Below are 15,010 nucleotides of genomic sequence, written 5' to 3'. Positions count from 1 at the left end.
CGGAGCTTCTTTCATGACTGTCGATAACCTGCTGCACCTCGCGAACAATTCCGGTGGCGTGTTGTATGTGATTGCCGCCATGCTGTTCGTTGCCCTGACGATCATCATCGAGCGCTCGTGGTTCCTGCAGCGCGCATCGAGCGGCAGCCGCGCGGTGCTCGACCAGGTCGACCGCCTCGAACAACTGAACGCCGCCTCGCTGACGGCATGCGCCGAACAGTTTCAGGCGCTGCCGATGGCGAGCCTGCTGAAGGTCGCCGGCCGGCTTGCCGGTCAGACGTCGCGCGATGAGCTCGATGCGTGTCTCGACGAAGCGATCATGCGCGAAGCACCGAACATCGACCGCTTCCTGTGGGTGCTCGACACGATCGTCACGCTCGCGCCGTTGCTCGGTCTGTTCGGCACGATCGTCGGTATGTTCAACGCGTTCCAGGTGCTGTCGAATCCGGGCAACGCACCGACCCAGGTTACGGGCGGCGTGGCCGAGGCACTCATCGCGACGGCGTCGGGTCTGTTCGTCGCGATGATCGGCCTCGTGTTCTTCAACGGCCTGCACAACCGCGTAAGAGGCGTCGTCCATCAGCTCGAAACCGTGAAGGCGGTGCTCGTGAACCGGCTTGCGGCCAGAGCGCATGAGTCGGTCAAGCCGGTGCATGAAGTGCCGCGCCCGGTGGTCGGCAAATTCGCCTCGCAGGGAGTCTGACGATGAAGTATTTCGAGGCGCGAAAGGCGCGCATCGAGATCATCCCGATGATCGACATCATGTTCTTTCTACTGGTGTTCTTCATCATGATCACGCTGCACATGATCCCGAACGCGGGGCTGCGCTCGCAGCTGCCGTCGAGCGCCACGGCGCAAGCGCTGCCGCCGCCGCAGGTCACGGTAACGCTCGCGACCGACGGCAGTCTGTCGGTCGACGGCCGCACGCTGAGCCTTGCGCAATTGACCACCCTGCTCGCCGCCCGCACGGACGTCGCGCATACGGTCGTGACGATTGCCGGCTCGAAGCAGGCGCAGATCCAGCACCTCGTCTCGGTGATGGACGCGTGCCGCGCCGCGGGTGTATCGCAAATCGCGCTCGCCGCGCAGCCCGTGGCGAACTGATATGGCAACCGTACCCGCCTGCGGGATCGTGCAGGAACGAACGCGCCTATTGCCGGCCGCCGCCATCGCGCTCGTCGCGGAAGCGCTGGTGCTCGGCGCGACGATTGCGCTGCTCACGCATACGACCCGGGTGGCTTCCGTGTCGCATGAAGCGCCCCCAACACTGCTGACGCTGGCGGCACCGGCTCCCGCGCCGCAACCGCCTGCGAAGCCCGTGCCGCCTCCCGCGCGGCCGGTCGTACCCGCGCGCCATGCTGCGCACACGTCCGCGAAGCCCGTGACGGCCGCGGTGCCGAAGCGCGTGCCGACTCCGGTGCCGGTGCAGCCCGCGGCGACACCGACCGAGCCGCCATCCGCGCCCGCGCCGCAACCGCCAGCCGAGCCCGCGCGGCAACCGCCCGCACCCGCTGCGGCGCCGGTTGCAGCCGCGCCTACGCCAAGCTTCGAGGGTGCGCTGCGCGCGGCGATTCAGGCCGCGCTGCGCTATCCCGAGTCGGCCCGCATGGCTGGCATGACGGGCCGCACACGCGTCGCGTTCCGGTATCGCGACGGCGTCGTGTCCGACCTCAGCGTCGTGGTGTCGAGCGGTATCGGACTGCTGGACCGCGCAGCGCTCGCAGCCGTGCGCGACGCCGCTTATCCGAAACCCGAGTCCGCATTCGTGGGCAAAACGCTCTCGGAGCAATTGTGGGTCGACTTCAAACTCGACGACCACGAATGATGATCCGCTAACGCCCAACCGCACGAGGGACGTCATCCGCCCACCGGAATGGCGTCCCTCTTCCCAATCCATCCGCAGTACCAGTAAGAATCTACTCAACGTGAAACTGAAAAATATCCTGTCCGCCTTGATCGCCGGCGGCGTCGCTTCCCTGCTCGCGCCGTCGAACGTCCATGCGGCGACGGGCCCCAACGCCGATCAATTCGAAATCGCGAAACGCTATGGCCTCGAAGGCGGAGAGCGTTGGGATTACGTGGCGTACGACGCTGTTCGCCAGCACCTCTTCATCAGCCGCGACACGCACGTGCAGGTGATCGATACGCGCACCGGCAAACCGGTCGGCGAGATCGCCAACACCGACGGCGTGCACGGCTTCGCGTTCGTGGAGGACCTCAAGCTCGGCTTCGTCACCAACGGCCGCGCCAATACGGTGAGCGTCGTCGATCTCGACACACTCAAGGTCGTCGACAGCATCAAGGCCGCGGGCCCCGACCCGGACGGCATCCTCTACGTGCCGGCCTTGCGGCGCATCTTCGTGAGCAATGGCCACGACGGCAGCGTCAGCGCAATCGACGTCGCGACGCGCAAGGTGGTCGCCACGATGAGCGTGGGCGGCAAGCCGGAGGCGCTCGCGGCGGACAGCCACGGGCACGTGTTCGTCAATGTGGAAGATCGCGCCGGGATCGTCGAGATGGACGGTCGGTCCGCGACGGTGCTGGCGCATTGGCCACTCGCACGGTGCGAGTCGCCGACCGGACTCGCGATCGATCCGGCGAGCGAGCGCCTGTTTTCGGTTTGCGCCAATCACCGCATGATGATCGTCGATGCGACGTCGGGCCGTCGCGTGGCCGAGGTGCTGATAGGGGGTCACCCCGACGCGGCGGCTTTCGATCCGGCCTTGAAGCTCGCGTTCAGTTCGAACGGCGCGGACGGCACGCTGACGATCGTGCATGAAGACGATGCGGACCATTACACGGTCGCGCAGAACATGCCAACGCTGGAAGGCGCGAAAACGATGGCGCTCGATGAACAGCAGCACCGGATCTATCTGGTATCGTCGAAGTTCGGCGCGGCCGACCCGGCCACGGCTGCCAATTCTCATCCGCGCGCGACGGTCATCCCCGGTACGTTCGAAGTGCTCGAGGCGCAGCTCAAGGCACGCTGACGCGCGGCATCGACGCACGGCCGCCCGTTGATCGCGGCGGCGCGTCAAACATCGGTTCGCCTAGATGAGGCCGTGCGCGACGCCGCTCGGCATCGCCCAGCGCTCGCTGTCGTTCGACACGCCGAAATCGGCGGCCCGTAGTGAAACGGTGGCCGAGCAGGCCGTCGCACGCTTTGCGCTGGCGCGCGCGAGGATGCGCTGCTCGTGCACATAGAAGAATTCGAGTTGGCGCGCGTCGGACGCTTTTCGTTGGAGCTCGAACACATCCTCGAGCACGCGCCGCGACACATGAAAACGCTGAAGTCCGCGGCCAAGCCGGATCTGAAAGACAACACCGTCGCTGTTATGCGGCACCGCTGCCCAGATAAGCGGAATGCTACTCATGGAGCCCCCGTAACTGGATCTTCATGTCAGGACCATTGACGATTTCATCGTCGCACGGATAAACGCACGGCGCGACTTGTCAAAATTAAACAAGGTTGATTTGACGTTTTCACCACAGTGGCAGGTGTTGCGACGCGACGCCCCAGCGAATCCTTACTCGACAGCAGTCCGTCGCTTGCGCCGCGCGGTCGTTCGTCGGGTACGATGCAATGCGGCCCGATTTAATTTGCCACGCTTCTCGCTGATTTTTCGGTGGCCGGCCATGCAGAAGAATCATTCGCTTTTGCGTCGGGAATCCACACGCAAGGAATATGCGTTGGCTCGTTTGCGTCTTGCCACGAGCCGCCTTATGCGCGCTGAGTCAGAAGCTGAAAAGACACTCGCCACCTGCTGGATGAAGGCGTGGGCAAGCGTCATCGGCGATGCGCAGTTCCCTAAGCTTCCTTACCGACCGGCCCCACCCAAAGCGAGGCGGCGCTCCTCGCCAAGGCCCCGCGATTGACATCTGCCGTCGCTCGAACTGAATGGCGACGCGGCGACATCGTCGCGCACTCCAACCCCATTCATTGACCGTATGGTTCGCCACCTCACAGACCGTCTACGCCCTCTGCTCGCATGATCGCTTCACGACGCCTTCGAGCGTTCGCGACAAACAGAGCAACAAAGAAGAGACGACAAAACGGCGAGCGCGTCCCGCAACGATCGGGCTGCCCGCCGCTCAGGGGTACCCATGAAAGCTGGAAAGGTAATCTGGGTAGTGGCTTTGCCATGTCTGATCGAAACGTCGCATGCGCAGGAGGTCTATCTGCAAGGCGGCACACTGGGCATCGGGGTTGGCGCGGCGTGGAGCGTCACGTCGTGGTTCGGCGTGCACGCGGACTTCAACGCGATCAATTTGTCGCACAACTTCGAGGTTGGCGGCAATCGCTACGAAGACGGCATACGGCTGCGTCAGGGCGGTCTCTACGGCGATTTCTTTCCGTGGGCCGGCACCGGCTTTCGCGCGACAGCGGGCCTGCGTCTGACCGACAACGAAGTCAGCGGCAACTCGGTTCCGACCAACGGCATGTACGTATTCGAGGGCAAAGCCTCGCCGGCCTTTCCTGGCGAATACGCGACGGCGACCGCCCGATACCCGACCGCGATGCCCTACCTTGGCATCGGCTATGGCTTGCACCCGGGAGCCAAAGGCTGGGGGCTCGTGGTGGATCTCGGTGTCGCCTACGGCATTCCGAAGACCTCGTACACACTGTCGCCGGCGCTGTCGCAGGCCGCGGGACCGGAGATGAGTCAGCAGATCATCAACACCGGATTGCAGCAACTGCGCGATAAGGTCTCGCCTTATCGATGGTATCCGACGTTGCAGGTCGGCATTTCTTATCGCTTCTGAGGCGCAGCGCACGGAAACCGTCGCAGTACTATAAATTTGCGAAGGACTTTTCACATTCCGATTGCATAAAAAAACAAACGAAAGAGAGAGCGATACGACTTTCGCTTTTTCTGGTTATTTATCGAGATGAAAAGATATGCAATGATCGCCGCAGAATCAACGGAGCATGTCTGAACCTTGCGATAGCATACGTTCCGGCAACGCCACGGCGCATTGCTTTTTCATTGAACCGATAATGACCACCTTTCTGTTCGATCTGCTGTCGAACCTCGCCTTGTTCGCCATCGTATCGATGGCCTGTCGACTGTATAACCGGTTCGGGTCGGGTGCCGCGCTGAGCGGCCCTGCGATTTTCATCGTGCTCGCGCTGGCCGCATGCGTGCTCGACGGCTTGTTGACGTTTGTCGTGTTCGCCGACGCGCAGAACCGCTATGGACAATTCGCCCTGCCGACGTCGTTTCTTCAACGTGCTGGCGCGTATGCGCTCGCGATCGTGATCGCGTTCTCGTGGCATCGGATGTCGAGGCGCCGGCGCGCCGTGAAAAGCGACCCGGACAACGCGGTTGTCATCCAGACGTCACCGTACTCCGAATCGCGGCTGCGCATGTGAGCCCGGCACGCCCCGACCGGCTTTTCACGGACGCCCCGCCATGTTTCATCTCTGTATTGCCGCCGCGAGCAGGGCAGGAACGGTCCTTGCGCATGCGGGCGCCGTCGGCTATAACTCCCGAAGACCGCGCGTTGCGGGTCATGGCACCACCGTCGTTCAATCCGTTGATGGCAACCTATAACGAGGAAACATCTTGGATATCGAAACCGTACGTGCATTCGTCATGACCCGTGGCATCGACATCGGCACCAAGGTCATCGGCGCAATCGTGCTGTGGCTCGTCGGCCGCTGGATCATCGGGCTGATCTCCAACCTGTCGCGCAAGCTGCTCGCACGCAACGGGCGGGTCGACCCGACACTCGCCCACTACCTCGCGTCGATTCTCGCCGGGTTGCTGAACCTGCTGCTCGTCCTCGCGATCCTGGAAATCTTCGGTGTGCAGACGACGTCGTTCGCCGCGTTGCTCGCCGGCCTCGGCCTCGCGATCGGTACTGCGTGGGGCGGCCTGCTCGCGCATTTCGCGGCCGGCGTGTTCATGCAGGTGCTGCGGCCGTTCAAGGTCGGCGATTTCGTCATGGCCGCGGGCGTCACCGGCACCGTCACGGAGTTGGGCCTGTTCGGCACCACGATCGTGACGCCGGACAACGTGACGACCATCATCGGCAACAACAAGATCTTCTCCGACACGATCTCGAACTACAGCGTGCTGCCGTTCCGGCGCGTCGAGCTGACCGCGAAGATCGCCAACGGCGTCGATCCGACCGATGCGATCGCGCGTTTGAAAGCCGCCGTCGCGAAGATTCCGAACGTGGCCGAAAACCCCGCGCCGGATATCGAGGTCTTGAGCTTCACGCCAGAAGGACCGCTGCTGTGCGTGCGCCCTTACTCGTCCAACCAGAACTACTGGCAGGTCTACTTCGACACCAATCGCGCGATCGTTCAGACCTTCAAGGAAGCTGGCTATCCGACGCCGGAAACGCCACTCGCACCGCGCGCGATCACGCGCGATTTGATCTGATCGAACCTCCGCGCGCACCCGACACGGGGCGTCGGCATGGCGGCATGAAAAAAGGCGTCGCGAGATTCGCGACGCCTTTCGTGTTTTTTCAAGGCCCGAAATACAGCAAACAACTCGTCATCAACGCGTACTCGCGTTCGCGCCATTCTTGCGCAGCATCTTCCACAGCGCGCCGAGCACGATCGGTACGATCGCCGCGCCGATACCGACCAGCACGATCACGTTCAGATACTGACGGATGAACGGGATGTTGCCGAAGAAATAGCCGAGCAGTGTCAGCAGCAGCACCCACAACAGCGCGCCGACCACGTTGAACATCTGGAAGCGGCTCCACGTCATCGACGACGCGCCCGCGACGAATGGCGCAAACGTCCGCACGACAGGGATGAAACGCGCGAGCACGATCGTCTTGCCGCCGTGTTTCTCATAGAAGTTGTGAGTCTTCTGCAGCGCGGCGCGATCGAGAAAGCGCTCGAGCACCGGAATGTGCGTATTGAACACGCGCGGTCCGATCGCGCGGCCGATCAGATAGTTGGTCGTATTGCCCGAGACCGCCGCCACCAGCAGCAACAGGATCAGCAGTCCGAGATGCATCTGCCCGGTCGCGCAGAACGCGCCGCCGATGAACAGCAGCGAATCGCCCGGCAGAAACGGCAGCACCACGAGCCCCGTTTCAGCGAACACGATCGCGAACAGCACCGCGTAGACCCAGGCACCGTACACCTGAATGAAGTCTCCGAGAAACTTGTCGATGTGCAGGACAAGATTGGCGAAATGTAGCAGCGTATCCAAGGAACGTCCTTTTAAACCAGTGTATGCGTAGAGGGAAAACGGCCGCCGCGCGACCCTGCAACAGGCGCAGCGAGCGGCGGGCCGACCGCTGCGAATTGACCGCGACATGATACCGAAAGTGCCTCGGGTCGAATGAAAATCTGCCGGTTGGGCGTCTGCTCGGGCGGCGTGCGCCGAGTCGCTATAATTTCGCCATGTCCGAATTCTCCGAAACGCCTGCGGGCACCGCGGCCACGGCCGCACCTTCCGACGCCTCCCGCGCGGCGCCCGTGCCGCGTCCGTTGCGCGCCATCCAGCCGCTCCCCGATCAATTGATCAGCCAGATCGCCGCAGGCGAAGTGGTCGAGCGGCCGGCGTCGGTAGTCAAGGAGCTGCTCGAGAATGCGCTCGACGCGGGCGCGCAGACGCTGCGCATCCTGCTCGACGAAGGCGGCGTCAAACGCATCTCGATCACCGACGACGGCTGCGGCATCCCCGAGAACGAACTCGTGCTCGCCTTGACGCGCCATGCGACCAGCAAGATCCGCTCGCTTGCCGAGCTCGAAGCGGTCGCGACGCTCGGGTTCCGCGGCGAAGCGCTGGCGTCGATCGCGTCGGTCGCGCAGATGAGCATCACGAGCCGCACCGCAGATGTGCCGCACGCGGTGCGCATCGACGCGGAAACCGGCGTGCTGAGTCCCGCCGCCGGCACCCAAGGCACGACGATCGAAGTCCGCGAGCTGTACTTCAACACCCCGGCACGCCGCAAATTCCTGAAAAGCGAACAGACCGAACTCGGCCACTGTCTTGAACAGATCCGCCGCGCCGCGCTCGCGCGGCCGGACGTCGCGATCTCGGTGCTGCACAACGGCAAGGCCGTCGAGCACTGGAACGCGAGCGAGCCGCCCGCGCGGGTTGCGAAGATTCTCGGCGAGACGTTCGCGACCGCGCATCTGCCGCTCGGCGAATCCGCCGGTCCGCTTGCGATCTACGGCTGCGCCGGTCTGCCGACCGCGAGCCGCGGTCGCGCCGATCAACAGTATTTCTTCGTCAACGGCCGCTTCGTGCGTGACAAGCTGCTCACGCACGCGGTGCGCGCCGCGTATGAAGACGTGCTGCACGGTGAGCGTTATCCGTCGTACGTGCTGTTCCTCGATTTGCCGCCCGAAGGCGTCGACGTGAACGTACATCCGTCGAAAATCGAGGTGCGTTTCCGCGATTCGCGCTCGATCCACCAGTTCGTGTTCCATGCGGTGCAGCGCGCGCTCGCGCGGCACGCGGGCGCGTCGCCTGAAACGACGGCGGGCGGGCATGCGGCGCACCTGGAACCGTCGGCCGGTGGACCGGCTTCATCTGGTTCGACGCCGCCGGGTGTCACAAGCGGCGTAGGCGACGGCATTGGCGCGGGCGCCGGTCTTTCGAGCGGCGCGGGCTTCGGCGCGGGAAACCGCGGCGTCCTTGGCGGCGGCAGCGGCTTCAGCAGCTTCGGCGCCCCGGGCGCCTCGCAGCCTGGCAACACGTGGATGCGCCAGGCACGCATGACGCAAGGCACGCTGCCGGTCGCGCAACCGCTCGCCGGTTACGACGCGCTGTTCGGCCGCAAGGATCCGCTTGCCGGCCGGGTCGAAGGCGCGTCGCTGTTCGAAGCGCGCGACTCCGCAACCGACGCGACGTCGCCATACGACGCAGCGCCGTTCGCGCCGCGCCGGGCTTCCCCCGCATTCGACGCCACCGACGACCAGCCGCTCGGCTTCGCGCTCGGCCAGATCCACGGCATCTACGTGCTCGCGCAGAACCGCCAAGGGCTCGTAATCGTCGACATGCATGCGGCACACGAGCGCATCCTGTACGAGCAGTTCAAGAGCGCGCTCGCCGACCGCGCGATCGCCGTGCAGCCGCTACTGATCCCGCAGACGATGCAGGCCGATCCGGTCGAAATCGGCACGGTCGAGGAAGAGCGCGATACGCTCGATGCGCTCGGCTTCGACCTCGCGGTGCTGTCGCCGACCACGCTCGCGATCCGCGCGGTCCCCGCGCTTCTGAAAGACGCCGACCTGCAAGCGCTGGCGCGCGCGGTGCTGTCCGACCTGCATGCATTCGGCGGCTCGCGCGTGCTGACCGAGCGTCAGCACGAACTGCTCGGCACGCTCGCGTGCCATCACGCGGTGCGCGCGAACCGGCGTCTGACGCTCGACGAAATGAACGCGCTGTTGCGCCAGATGGAAGCGACCGAGCGCGCCGATCAGTGCAACCACGGGCGTCCAACCTGGTATCAGCTGACGCTGGCCGATCTCGATCGGCTGTTCATGCGCGGGCAGTAACGGCGCTGCGTTTCGATCACACCGTTGCGCCGCGCGCCCGCTTGCCCATGACGTCACACCCTACCCCCATCCCGTGCCTGCTCGGCCCGACCGCGTCCGGCAAGACCGCCGCCGCGCTCGCGCTCGCCGCGCGGCGGCCGGTCGAAATCATCAGCGTCGACTCGGCGCTCGTCTATCGCGAGATGGACATCGGCACCGCGAAGCCGACCGCGGAAGAACGCGCGGTCGCGCCGCATCATCTGATCGATATCGTCGATCCGGCCGACTCGTACTCGGCCGCGCAGTTTCGCGCCGATACGCTGCGGCTCGTCGGAGAAATTCATGCGCGCGGGCGGCTGCCGCTGCTGGTCGGCGGCACGATGCTTTACTACAAGGCGCTCACGCAGGGGCTCAACGACCTGCCCGCCGCCGATGCCGAAGTACGCGCGAGACTCGACGCCGACGCCGCCCGCGACGGCTGGCCAGCGCTTCACGCGCGGCTCGCCGCGCTCGATCCGGTCACGGCCGCGCGTCTCGCGCCGAACGATTCGCAGCGCATCCAGCGCGCGCTGGAAGTGTTCATGCTGACCGGCCAGCCGATGTCGACGCTGCTCGCCGCGCCCGCGCGCACCGACGACGCCGCATCGGCACGCTTCGTGCCGGTCGCGCTGGAGCCGTCCGAGCGTGGCGAGCTGCACGCGCGCATCGAGCAGCGCTTCGATTCGATGCTCGCGCACGGTTTCGTCGATGAAGTGGTGAAGCTGCGCGCGCGCGGCGACCTGCTGCCCGAGATGCCGTCGATGCGCTGCGTCGGGTATCGGCAGGTGTGGGAATACCTCGATGGCGCGGTCGACTATCGGACCATGCGCGACAAGAGCGTCTTCGCGACGCGGCAACTCTGCAAGCGGCAACTCACGTGGCTGCGCAGCATGCCGGAAAGACAGGTGGTGGATTGCTGCGATCCGCACGCGACGGCGCGGGTGGTGGAGTTGATCGAAACGCTGGTTTGAGGCGCCGATCAGCGTGGTGGAATCGGAGGGACGTTAAGCGGGAATTTGAAGCGGGAAATGTGAAGCAAAGGATTCGAAGCCCGCGTGGCGCACCATTGCGGCACGCCACGCGAGCCCTCGTCAATCTTTAGACCACGACCGTCTGCGCTTCACCCGCTGCGCTTTCACGGACCGTGCCGATCTTCCAGACCTGCTCGCCCGCCGCGGACAGCAGACCGATCGCCGCTTCGGCATCCGCGGCCGACACGATCACCGCCATACCGATACCGCAGTTGAACACGCGGTGCATTTCCGCATCGGCGACGCCGCCGTGCTTCTGCAGCCACGAGAACAGCGGCGGCAGCGGCCACGCGCGATGGTCGAGCTCGGCCGTCAGGCCTTCGCGCAGCACGCGCGGAATGTTCTCGACGAGGCCGCCGCCCGTAATGTGCGCCATACCCTTGACCTCGATCTGCTGCATCAGCGCGAGCAGCGGCTTCACGTAGATGCGCGTCGGCGCCATCAGCGCGTCGGCGAGCGTGCGGCCGTCGAAGTCCGCGTTCAGATCGGGATTGGCACGCTCGATGATCTTGCGCACCAGCGAAAAACCGTTCGAATGGATGCCGCTCGACGCGAGCCCGAGCACCACGTCGCCCGACGCGATCTTGCTGCCGTCGATGATCTTGCTCTTTTCCACCGCGCCGACCGCGAAACCAGCCAGGTCGTATTCGCCGTCCGGGTACATGCCCGGCATTTCCGCGGTTTCGCCGCCGATCAACGCGCAGCCCGACAGCTCGCAGCCGTGCGCAATGCCCTTCACGACGGTCGCCGCCGTGCCGACGTCGAGCTTGCCGCAGGCGAAATAGTCGAGGAAGAACAGCGGCTCGGCGCCCTGCACGAGGATGTCGTTGACGCTCATCGCGACCAGATCCTGGCCGACCGTGTCGTGCTTGTTCAGCTGGAACGCCAGACGCAGCTTGGTGCCGACGCCGTCGGTGCCGGACACGAGCACCGGTTCCTTGTACTTCTTCGGCACTTCGAACAACGCGCCGAATCCACCGATGCCGCCCAGCACGCCGTCGCGCAGGGTCTTCTTGGCAAAGGGCTTGATGGCGTCGACGAGGGCGTCACCCGCATCGATGTCCACGCCGGCGTCGCGGTACGACAAACCTTGGGCCGAATCGGTTGAATGCTCGGCGGATTTCGGTTGATTCATGGGGAAAAGCTCGAAGGTCGGTAAAATGCGATTTTACCCGATGCTGGTCGCCTGACTGGAATTCACGCGTTCCGACGATATCCTGGAAACGACATTGCAACACGACACCCCGATTCCGGCGCCGCCGACCCGCGCAATTGCGCCAGCCGTGCTTCGCGACGCGCGGCCTCACGACCCGGCGAGCACGCTTCACGACAACTGAGCGCCTGGCAATCTTCCAGGCCCCGAGGTCCGGGCCACTCGCGGCCTGAGCCTCATTTTCGGCATTAACCTACTGTGCTTCGTCAACTGACGCTCGATCTCGGCACCCCGCCGCCATCGACATTCGACAATTTCTTCGCCGGCGCGAACGCCGAGCTGGTCACGCGCCTGCGTGAGCTCGACGACGCGCTCGCCTCCGGACCGGTCGCCGATCGCACCTTCTACATCTGGGGCGAAGCCGGCAGCGGCCGCACGCACCTGCTGCAGGCGCTCGTGCACGAAGCGCCGCCGGGGCATGCGCGCTTCGCCGGGCCGCAAAGCAGCCTCGCCGCCTTCGGCTTCGATCCGCGCGTCGCGCTCTATGCGATCGACGACTGCGACGCGCTGTCGGCCGCGCAGCAGATCGCCGTGTTCAACCTGTTCAACGAAGTGCGCGCGCATCCGACCAGCGCGCTCGTCGCCGCGGGCAACGCGGCGCCGATCGGCATGACGGTGCGCGAAGATTTGCGCACGCGCCTCGGCTGGGGACTGGTGTTTCACCTTGCGCCGTTGCCCGACGACGCGAAGGCCGCGGTGTTGAAACGCGCGGCGCGCGAGCGCGGCATCATGCTCGCCGACGACGTGCCCGCCTACCTGCTCACGCACTTTCGCCGCGACATGCCGAGCCTGATGGCGCTGCTCGACGCGCTCGACCGCTTCTCGCTCGAACAGAAACGCGCGGTCACGCTGCCGCTGTTGCGCACGATGCTCGCGTCGCCCGACCCCGCCGCCGCGCCGGGTTCACACGCCGCTCTTCCCGCTTCAAGTAAAATAGGCGCCCATGGCTAACCTTGCACTCTTCGATCTCGACCACACGCTCATTCCCACCGACAGCGACCACGAATGGGGCCGCTTCATGGTGAAAAAAGGCATGGTCGACGCCGAAAATTTCGCCCGTGAAAACGATCGCTTTTACGCCGACTACAAGGCCGGCAAGCTCGACATTCACGCTTATCTGATCGCCATGCTGACGCCGCTCGCGAAGTACACACGCGCGCAGCTCGCTGACTTTCACGCGCAGTACATGCACGAGGTCATCTCGCCGGCCATCCAGCCGGTGGCGCTCGAACTCGTGAAACAGCATCGTGAAGCGGGCGACCTGTGCTGCGTCGTCACCGCGACCAACGAGTTCATCACGCGGCCGATCGCGCAGGCGTTCGGCGTCGACACGCTGATCGCGTGCGAGGCGGAGACCGTCGGCGGGGAGCCGCACGGCGCCTACACCGGTCGCCCCACCGGCACGCCGAGCTACAAGGAAGGCAAGATCGTGCGCACCGAAACGTGGCTCGCGTCGCTCGGCAAGAGCTGGAGCGACTTCGAGCACAGCTATTTCTATAGCGATTCGCACAACGACATCCCGCTGCTCGAAAAAGTCACCGATCCCATCGCGACCAATCCGGACGACACGTTGCGCGCCCATGCGCAGGCCAAAGGCTGGCGCATCCTCGAACTCTTCCAACCCTCGTGATCAAGAAACTCATCCGCAAGCTATTCGGCCAGGACACGGCGACCGCTGACGACACGCTCTCCGCCGCCGCCAGCGTCGACGGCAATGCCAATGGCAAGCCGCCGGCGCGCGGCAAGTCCGTATCCGGCACGACCGTATCCGGCACGACCGCTTCCGGCACGGCCGCGCGGCCGCGCCGCAAGTCCGCAGGTGCCGCTGCTGCCGCGCAAGCGCCGCGCGAGCCGGACGTACCCGTCATCATTCCGCACGACGTGCACGGCATCGACCCCACGCTGATCTCGCGCAATGCGATCCGCGTGACCGAGGGCCTGCAACAGGCGGGCTTCCGTGCGTTCATCGTCGGCGGCGCGGTGCGCGACCTGCTGCTCGGCGTCAAGCCGAAAGACTTCGACGTCGCGACCGACGCGACCCCCGAACAGGTGCAGAAGCTGTTCCGCCGCGCGCGCATCATCGGCCGGCGCTTCCAGATCGTGCACGTGCAGTTCGGCCAGGAAATCATCGAGACCTCGACGTTCCGCGCGCTGGTCGATCCGCCCGCGGCCGACGCGCCGCCGCCGAAGCGTCTGAAGCGCGACGAGCTCGACCGCCGCACCCACGCGGTCGATGCGAGCGGCCGCGTGCTGCGCGACAACGTGTGGGGCGAACAGCACGAGGACGCCACGCGCCGCGACTTCACGATCAACGCGATGTACTACGATCCGGCCACGCAAACCGTGCTGGACTACCACAACGGCATGGCCGACATGCGCGCGCGCCTGTTGCGCATGATCGGCGACCCGGCCACGCGCTATCGCGAGGATCCGGTGCGCATGCTGCGCGTCGTGCGCTTCGCCGCCAAGCTCGACTTCGACATCGACGACGCCACGCGCGCGCCGATCGAGAAGATGGCCGATCTGATCAACAACGTGCCCGCCGCGCGTCTGTTCGACGAAATGCTGAAGCTGATGCTGTCGGGTCACGCGCTCGCGTGCCTGAAGTGGCTGCGCCAGGAAGGCCTGCATCACGGGCTGTTGCCGCTGCTCGACGTCGTGCTCGAGCAGCCGACCGGCGAAAAATTCATTTCTCTGGCACTCTCTAACACAGATGCACGCGTGCTCGCCGGCAAGCCGGTGTCGCCGGGCTTCCTGTTCGCGACGCTGTTGTGGCACGACGTGCAGCAGCGCTGGCAGAAGTTCGAGGCCGAAGGCGAGTATCCGGTGCCCGCGCTGCATCGCGCGATGGACGAAGTGCTCGACATGCAGACCGAAAAGCTCGCGATCCACAAGCGCTTCTCGGCCGACATGCGCGAGATCTGGGGCCTGCAGCTGCGCCTCGAAAAACGCTCGGGGCGCAGCGCGCTGAAGCTGCTCGAACACCAAAGATTTAGAGCGGGGTATGATTTCCTCCTGTTGCGCTGCGCATCGGGCGAACTCGACGAGTCGGTCGGTGCATGGTGGACGGAGTTCATCGAAGGAGACGTCGCCGCGCGCGAGACATTGCTCACGCAAGGCGGGAAGGACCGGAGCCCAAGAAAACGACGGCGGCGCGGTGGCGCCAGAAGCCGCAAATCAGGTGACGGAGTGGAGGGCGGCTCGTCCGCCGAACGCACGGACAACGACGCGGGCCTCGAAGGCTCGCACGAAGACTGACGCGGC

General features: G+C 65.1%; 15 protein-coding genes. 12 read left to right on the top strand and 3 right to left on the bottom strand.

The window, feature by feature from the left end; genetic code table 11:
* Positions 1-13: 13 nt before the first annotated feature.
* The 4 genes from OKW27_RS31610 to OKW27_RS31595 all read left to right on the top strand — a co-directional run bounded on the left by OKW27_RS31610 (position 14) and on the right by OKW27_RS31595 (position 2,990).
* The gene (locus tag OKW27_RS31610; RefSeq protein ID WP_429335783.1) at positions 14-703 is read left to right on the top strand and encodes a MotA/TolQ/ExbB proton channel family protein; all 690 of its coding nucleotides are present in this window, start codon (positions 14-16) and stop codon (positions 701-703) included.
* A 2-nt stretch (positions 704-705) separates the two neighbouring features.
* Positions 706-1,104 (top strand): ExbD/TolR family protein, encoded by a 399-nt coding sequence (locus OKW27_RS31605; protein ID WP_090803146.1) that lies wholly within the window; start codon positions 706-708, stop codon positions 1,102-1,104.
* Between the two features lies 1 nt (position 1,105).
* On the top strand, positions 1,106-1,825 hold the full coding sequence (locus OKW27_RS31600) for a TonB family protein (protein ID WP_429335782.1): 720 nt from the start codon (positions 1,106-1,108) through the stop codon (positions 1,823-1,825).
* A gap of 100 nt (positions 1,826-1,925) precedes the next feature.
* Positions 1,926-2,990: a YncE family protein gene (locus OKW27_RS31595; protein ID WP_167368621.1), complete on the top strand. Its 1,065-nt coding sequence runs from the start codon at positions 1,926-1,928 to the stop codon at positions 2,988-2,990.
* 60 nt (positions 2,991-3,050) lie between these two features.
* On the opposite strand, the gene OKW27_RS31590 is transcribed toward OKW27_RS31595, so the two are convergent.
* Positions 3,051-3,374 (bottom strand): hypothetical protein, encoded by a 324-nt coding sequence (locus OKW27_RS31590; RefSeq protein WP_184055405.1) that lies wholly within the window; start codon positions 3,372-3,374, stop codon positions 3,051-3,053.
* A gap of 730 nt (positions 3,375-4,104) precedes the next feature.
* Here OKW27_RS31590 and OKW27_RS31585 point away from each other — a divergent pair.
* From OKW27_RS31585 to OKW27_RS31575, 3 genes are all read left to right on the top strand, one after another.
* The gene (locus OKW27_RS31585) at positions 4,105-4,764 is read left to right on the top strand and encodes a hypothetical protein (protein WP_090803139.1); all 660 of its coding nucleotides are present in this window, start codon (positions 4,105-4,107) and stop codon (positions 4,762-4,764) included.
* A gap of 235 nt (positions 4,765-4,999) precedes the next feature.
* Complete coding sequence (locus OKW27_RS31580; RefSeq protein ID WP_429335781.1) at positions 5,000-5,374, top strand: hypothetical protein; 375 nt, start codon at positions 5,000-5,002, stop codon at positions 5,372-5,374.
* A gap of 193 nt (positions 5,375-5,567) precedes the next feature.
* Positions 5,568-6,392 carry a mechanosensitive ion channel family protein gene (locus tag OKW27_RS31575; protein WP_090803136.1) on the top strand — a complete coding sequence of 275 codons (825 nt, stop codon included), beginning with the start codon at positions 5,568-5,570 and terminating at the stop codon, positions 6,390-6,392.
* Positions 6,393-6,512: 120 nt separating this feature from the next.
* Here the strand turns inward: OKW27_RS31575 and OKW27_RS31570 are convergent, their stop codons facing one another.
* Complete coding sequence (locus OKW27_RS31570; protein WP_176078921.1) at positions 6,513-7,184, bottom strand: VTT domain-containing protein; 672 nt, start codon at positions 7,182-7,184, stop codon at positions 6,513-6,515.
* A 194-nt stretch (positions 7,185-7,378) separates the two neighbouring features.
* Between OKW27_RS31570 and mutL the strand changes: the two genes are divergently transcribed.
* Both mutL and miaA read left to right on the top strand, forming a co-directional pair.
* Positions 7,379-9,484 carry a DNA mismatch repair endonuclease MutL gene (mutL, locus tag OKW27_RS31565; RefSeq protein ID WP_429335780.1) on the top strand — a complete coding sequence of 702 codons (2,106 nt, stop codon included), beginning with the start codon at positions 7,379-7,381 and terminating at the stop codon, positions 9,482-9,484.
* Positions 9,485-9,531: 47 nt separating this feature from the next.
* Positions 9,532-10,473 carry a tRNA (adenosine(37)-N6)-dimethylallyltransferase MiaA gene (gene miaA / locus OKW27_RS31560; protein WP_090803133.1) on the top strand — a complete coding sequence of 314 codons (942 nt, stop codon included), beginning with the start codon at positions 9,532-9,534 and terminating at the stop codon, positions 10,471-10,473.
* Between the two features lie 127 nt (positions 10,474-10,600).
* Here miaA and purM read toward each other — a convergent pair whose 3' ends face one another.
* A complete protein-coding gene (gene purM, locus OKW27_RS31555) occupies positions 10,601-11,668 on the bottom strand; it encodes a phosphoribosylformylglycinamidine cyclo-ligase (RefSeq protein WP_090803131.1) in 1,068 nt (355 codons plus the stop codon).
* Positions 11,669-11,944: 276 nt separating this feature from the next.
* On the opposite strand from purM, the gene hda reads away from it, so the two are divergent.
* Genes hda through pcnB form a run of 3 tightly spaced genes read left to right on the top strand, consistent with a single transcriptional unit; the run spans position 11,945 to position 15,004 of the window.
* On the top strand, positions 11,945-12,697 hold the full coding sequence (gene hda / locus OKW27_RS31550) for a DnaA regulatory inactivator Hda (protein ID WP_090803130.1): 753 nt from the start codon (positions 11,945-11,947) through the stop codon (positions 12,695-12,697).
* Positions 12,690-13,376 carry an HAD family hydrolase gene (locus OKW27_RS31545; RefSeq protein WP_429335779.1) on the top strand — a complete coding sequence of 229 codons (687 nt, stop codon included), beginning with the start codon at positions 12,690-12,692 and terminating at the stop codon, positions 13,374-13,376. Before hda ends, OKW27_RS31545 begins: the two co-directional genes overlap by 8 nt.
* Positions 13,373-15,004, top strand: coding sequence for a polynucleotide adenylyltransferase PcnB (pcnB, locus tag OKW27_RS31540; RefSeq protein WP_429335778.1), 1,632 nt, complete (start codon positions 13,373-13,375; stop codon positions 15,002-15,004). Before OKW27_RS31545 ends, pcnB begins: the two co-directional genes overlap by 4 nt.
* The last annotated feature ends 6 nt before the right edge of the window (positions 15,005-15,010 follow it).

This window comes from Paraburkholderia sp. 35.1, assembly GCF_050436525.1.
Taxonomy (GTDB): Bacteria; Pseudomonadota; Gammaproteobacteria; order Burkholderiales; family Burkholderiaceae; genus Paraburkholderia; species Paraburkholderia tuberum.
Note: the sequence above shows the minus strand (reverse complement) of the source record. Positions and strands in the feature narration are given on the sequence as shown.

Excerpts from the sequence above, each read along its gene's own strand:
- OKW27_RS31610 (WP_429335783.1), top strand. The coding sequence starts at position 14 with ATGACTGTCGATAACCTGCTGCACCTCGCGAACAATTCCGGTGGCGTG.
- OKW27_RS31605 (WP_090803146.1), top strand. The coding sequence starts at position 706 with ATGAAGTATTTCGAGGCGCGAAAGGCGCGCATCGAGATCATCCCGATG.
- OKW27_RS31600 (WP_429335782.1), top strand. The coding sequence starts at position 1,106 with ATGGCAACCGTACCCGCCTGCGGGATCGTGCAGGAACGAACGCGCCTA.
- OKW27_RS31590 (WP_184055405.1), bottom strand. The coding sequence starts at position 3,374 with ATGAGTAGCATTCCGCTTATCTGGGCAGCGGTGCCGCATAACAGCGAC.
- OKW27_RS31585 (WP_090803139.1), top strand. The coding sequence starts at position 4,105 with ATGAAAGCTGGAAAGGTAATCTGGGTAGTGGCTTTGCCATGTCTGATC.
- OKW27_RS31580 (WP_429335781.1), top strand. The coding sequence starts at position 5,000 with ATGACCACCTTTCTGTTCGATCTGCTGTCGAACCTCGCCTTGTTCGCC.
- mutL (WP_429335780.1), top strand. The coding sequence starts at position 7,379 with ATGTCCGAATTCTCCGAAACGCCTGCGGGCACCGCGGCCACGGCCGCA.
- miaA (WP_090803133.1), top strand. The coding sequence starts at position 9,532 with ATGACGTCACACCCTACCCCCATCCCGTGCCTGCTCGGCCCGACCGCG.
- purM (WP_090803131.1), bottom strand. The coding sequence starts at position 11,668 with ATGAATCAACCGAAATCCGCCGAGCATTCAACCGATTCGGCCCAAGGT.
- OKW27_RS31545 (WP_429335779.1), top strand. The coding sequence starts at position 12,690 with ATGGCTAACCTTGCACTCTTCGATCTCGACCACACGCTCATTCCCACC.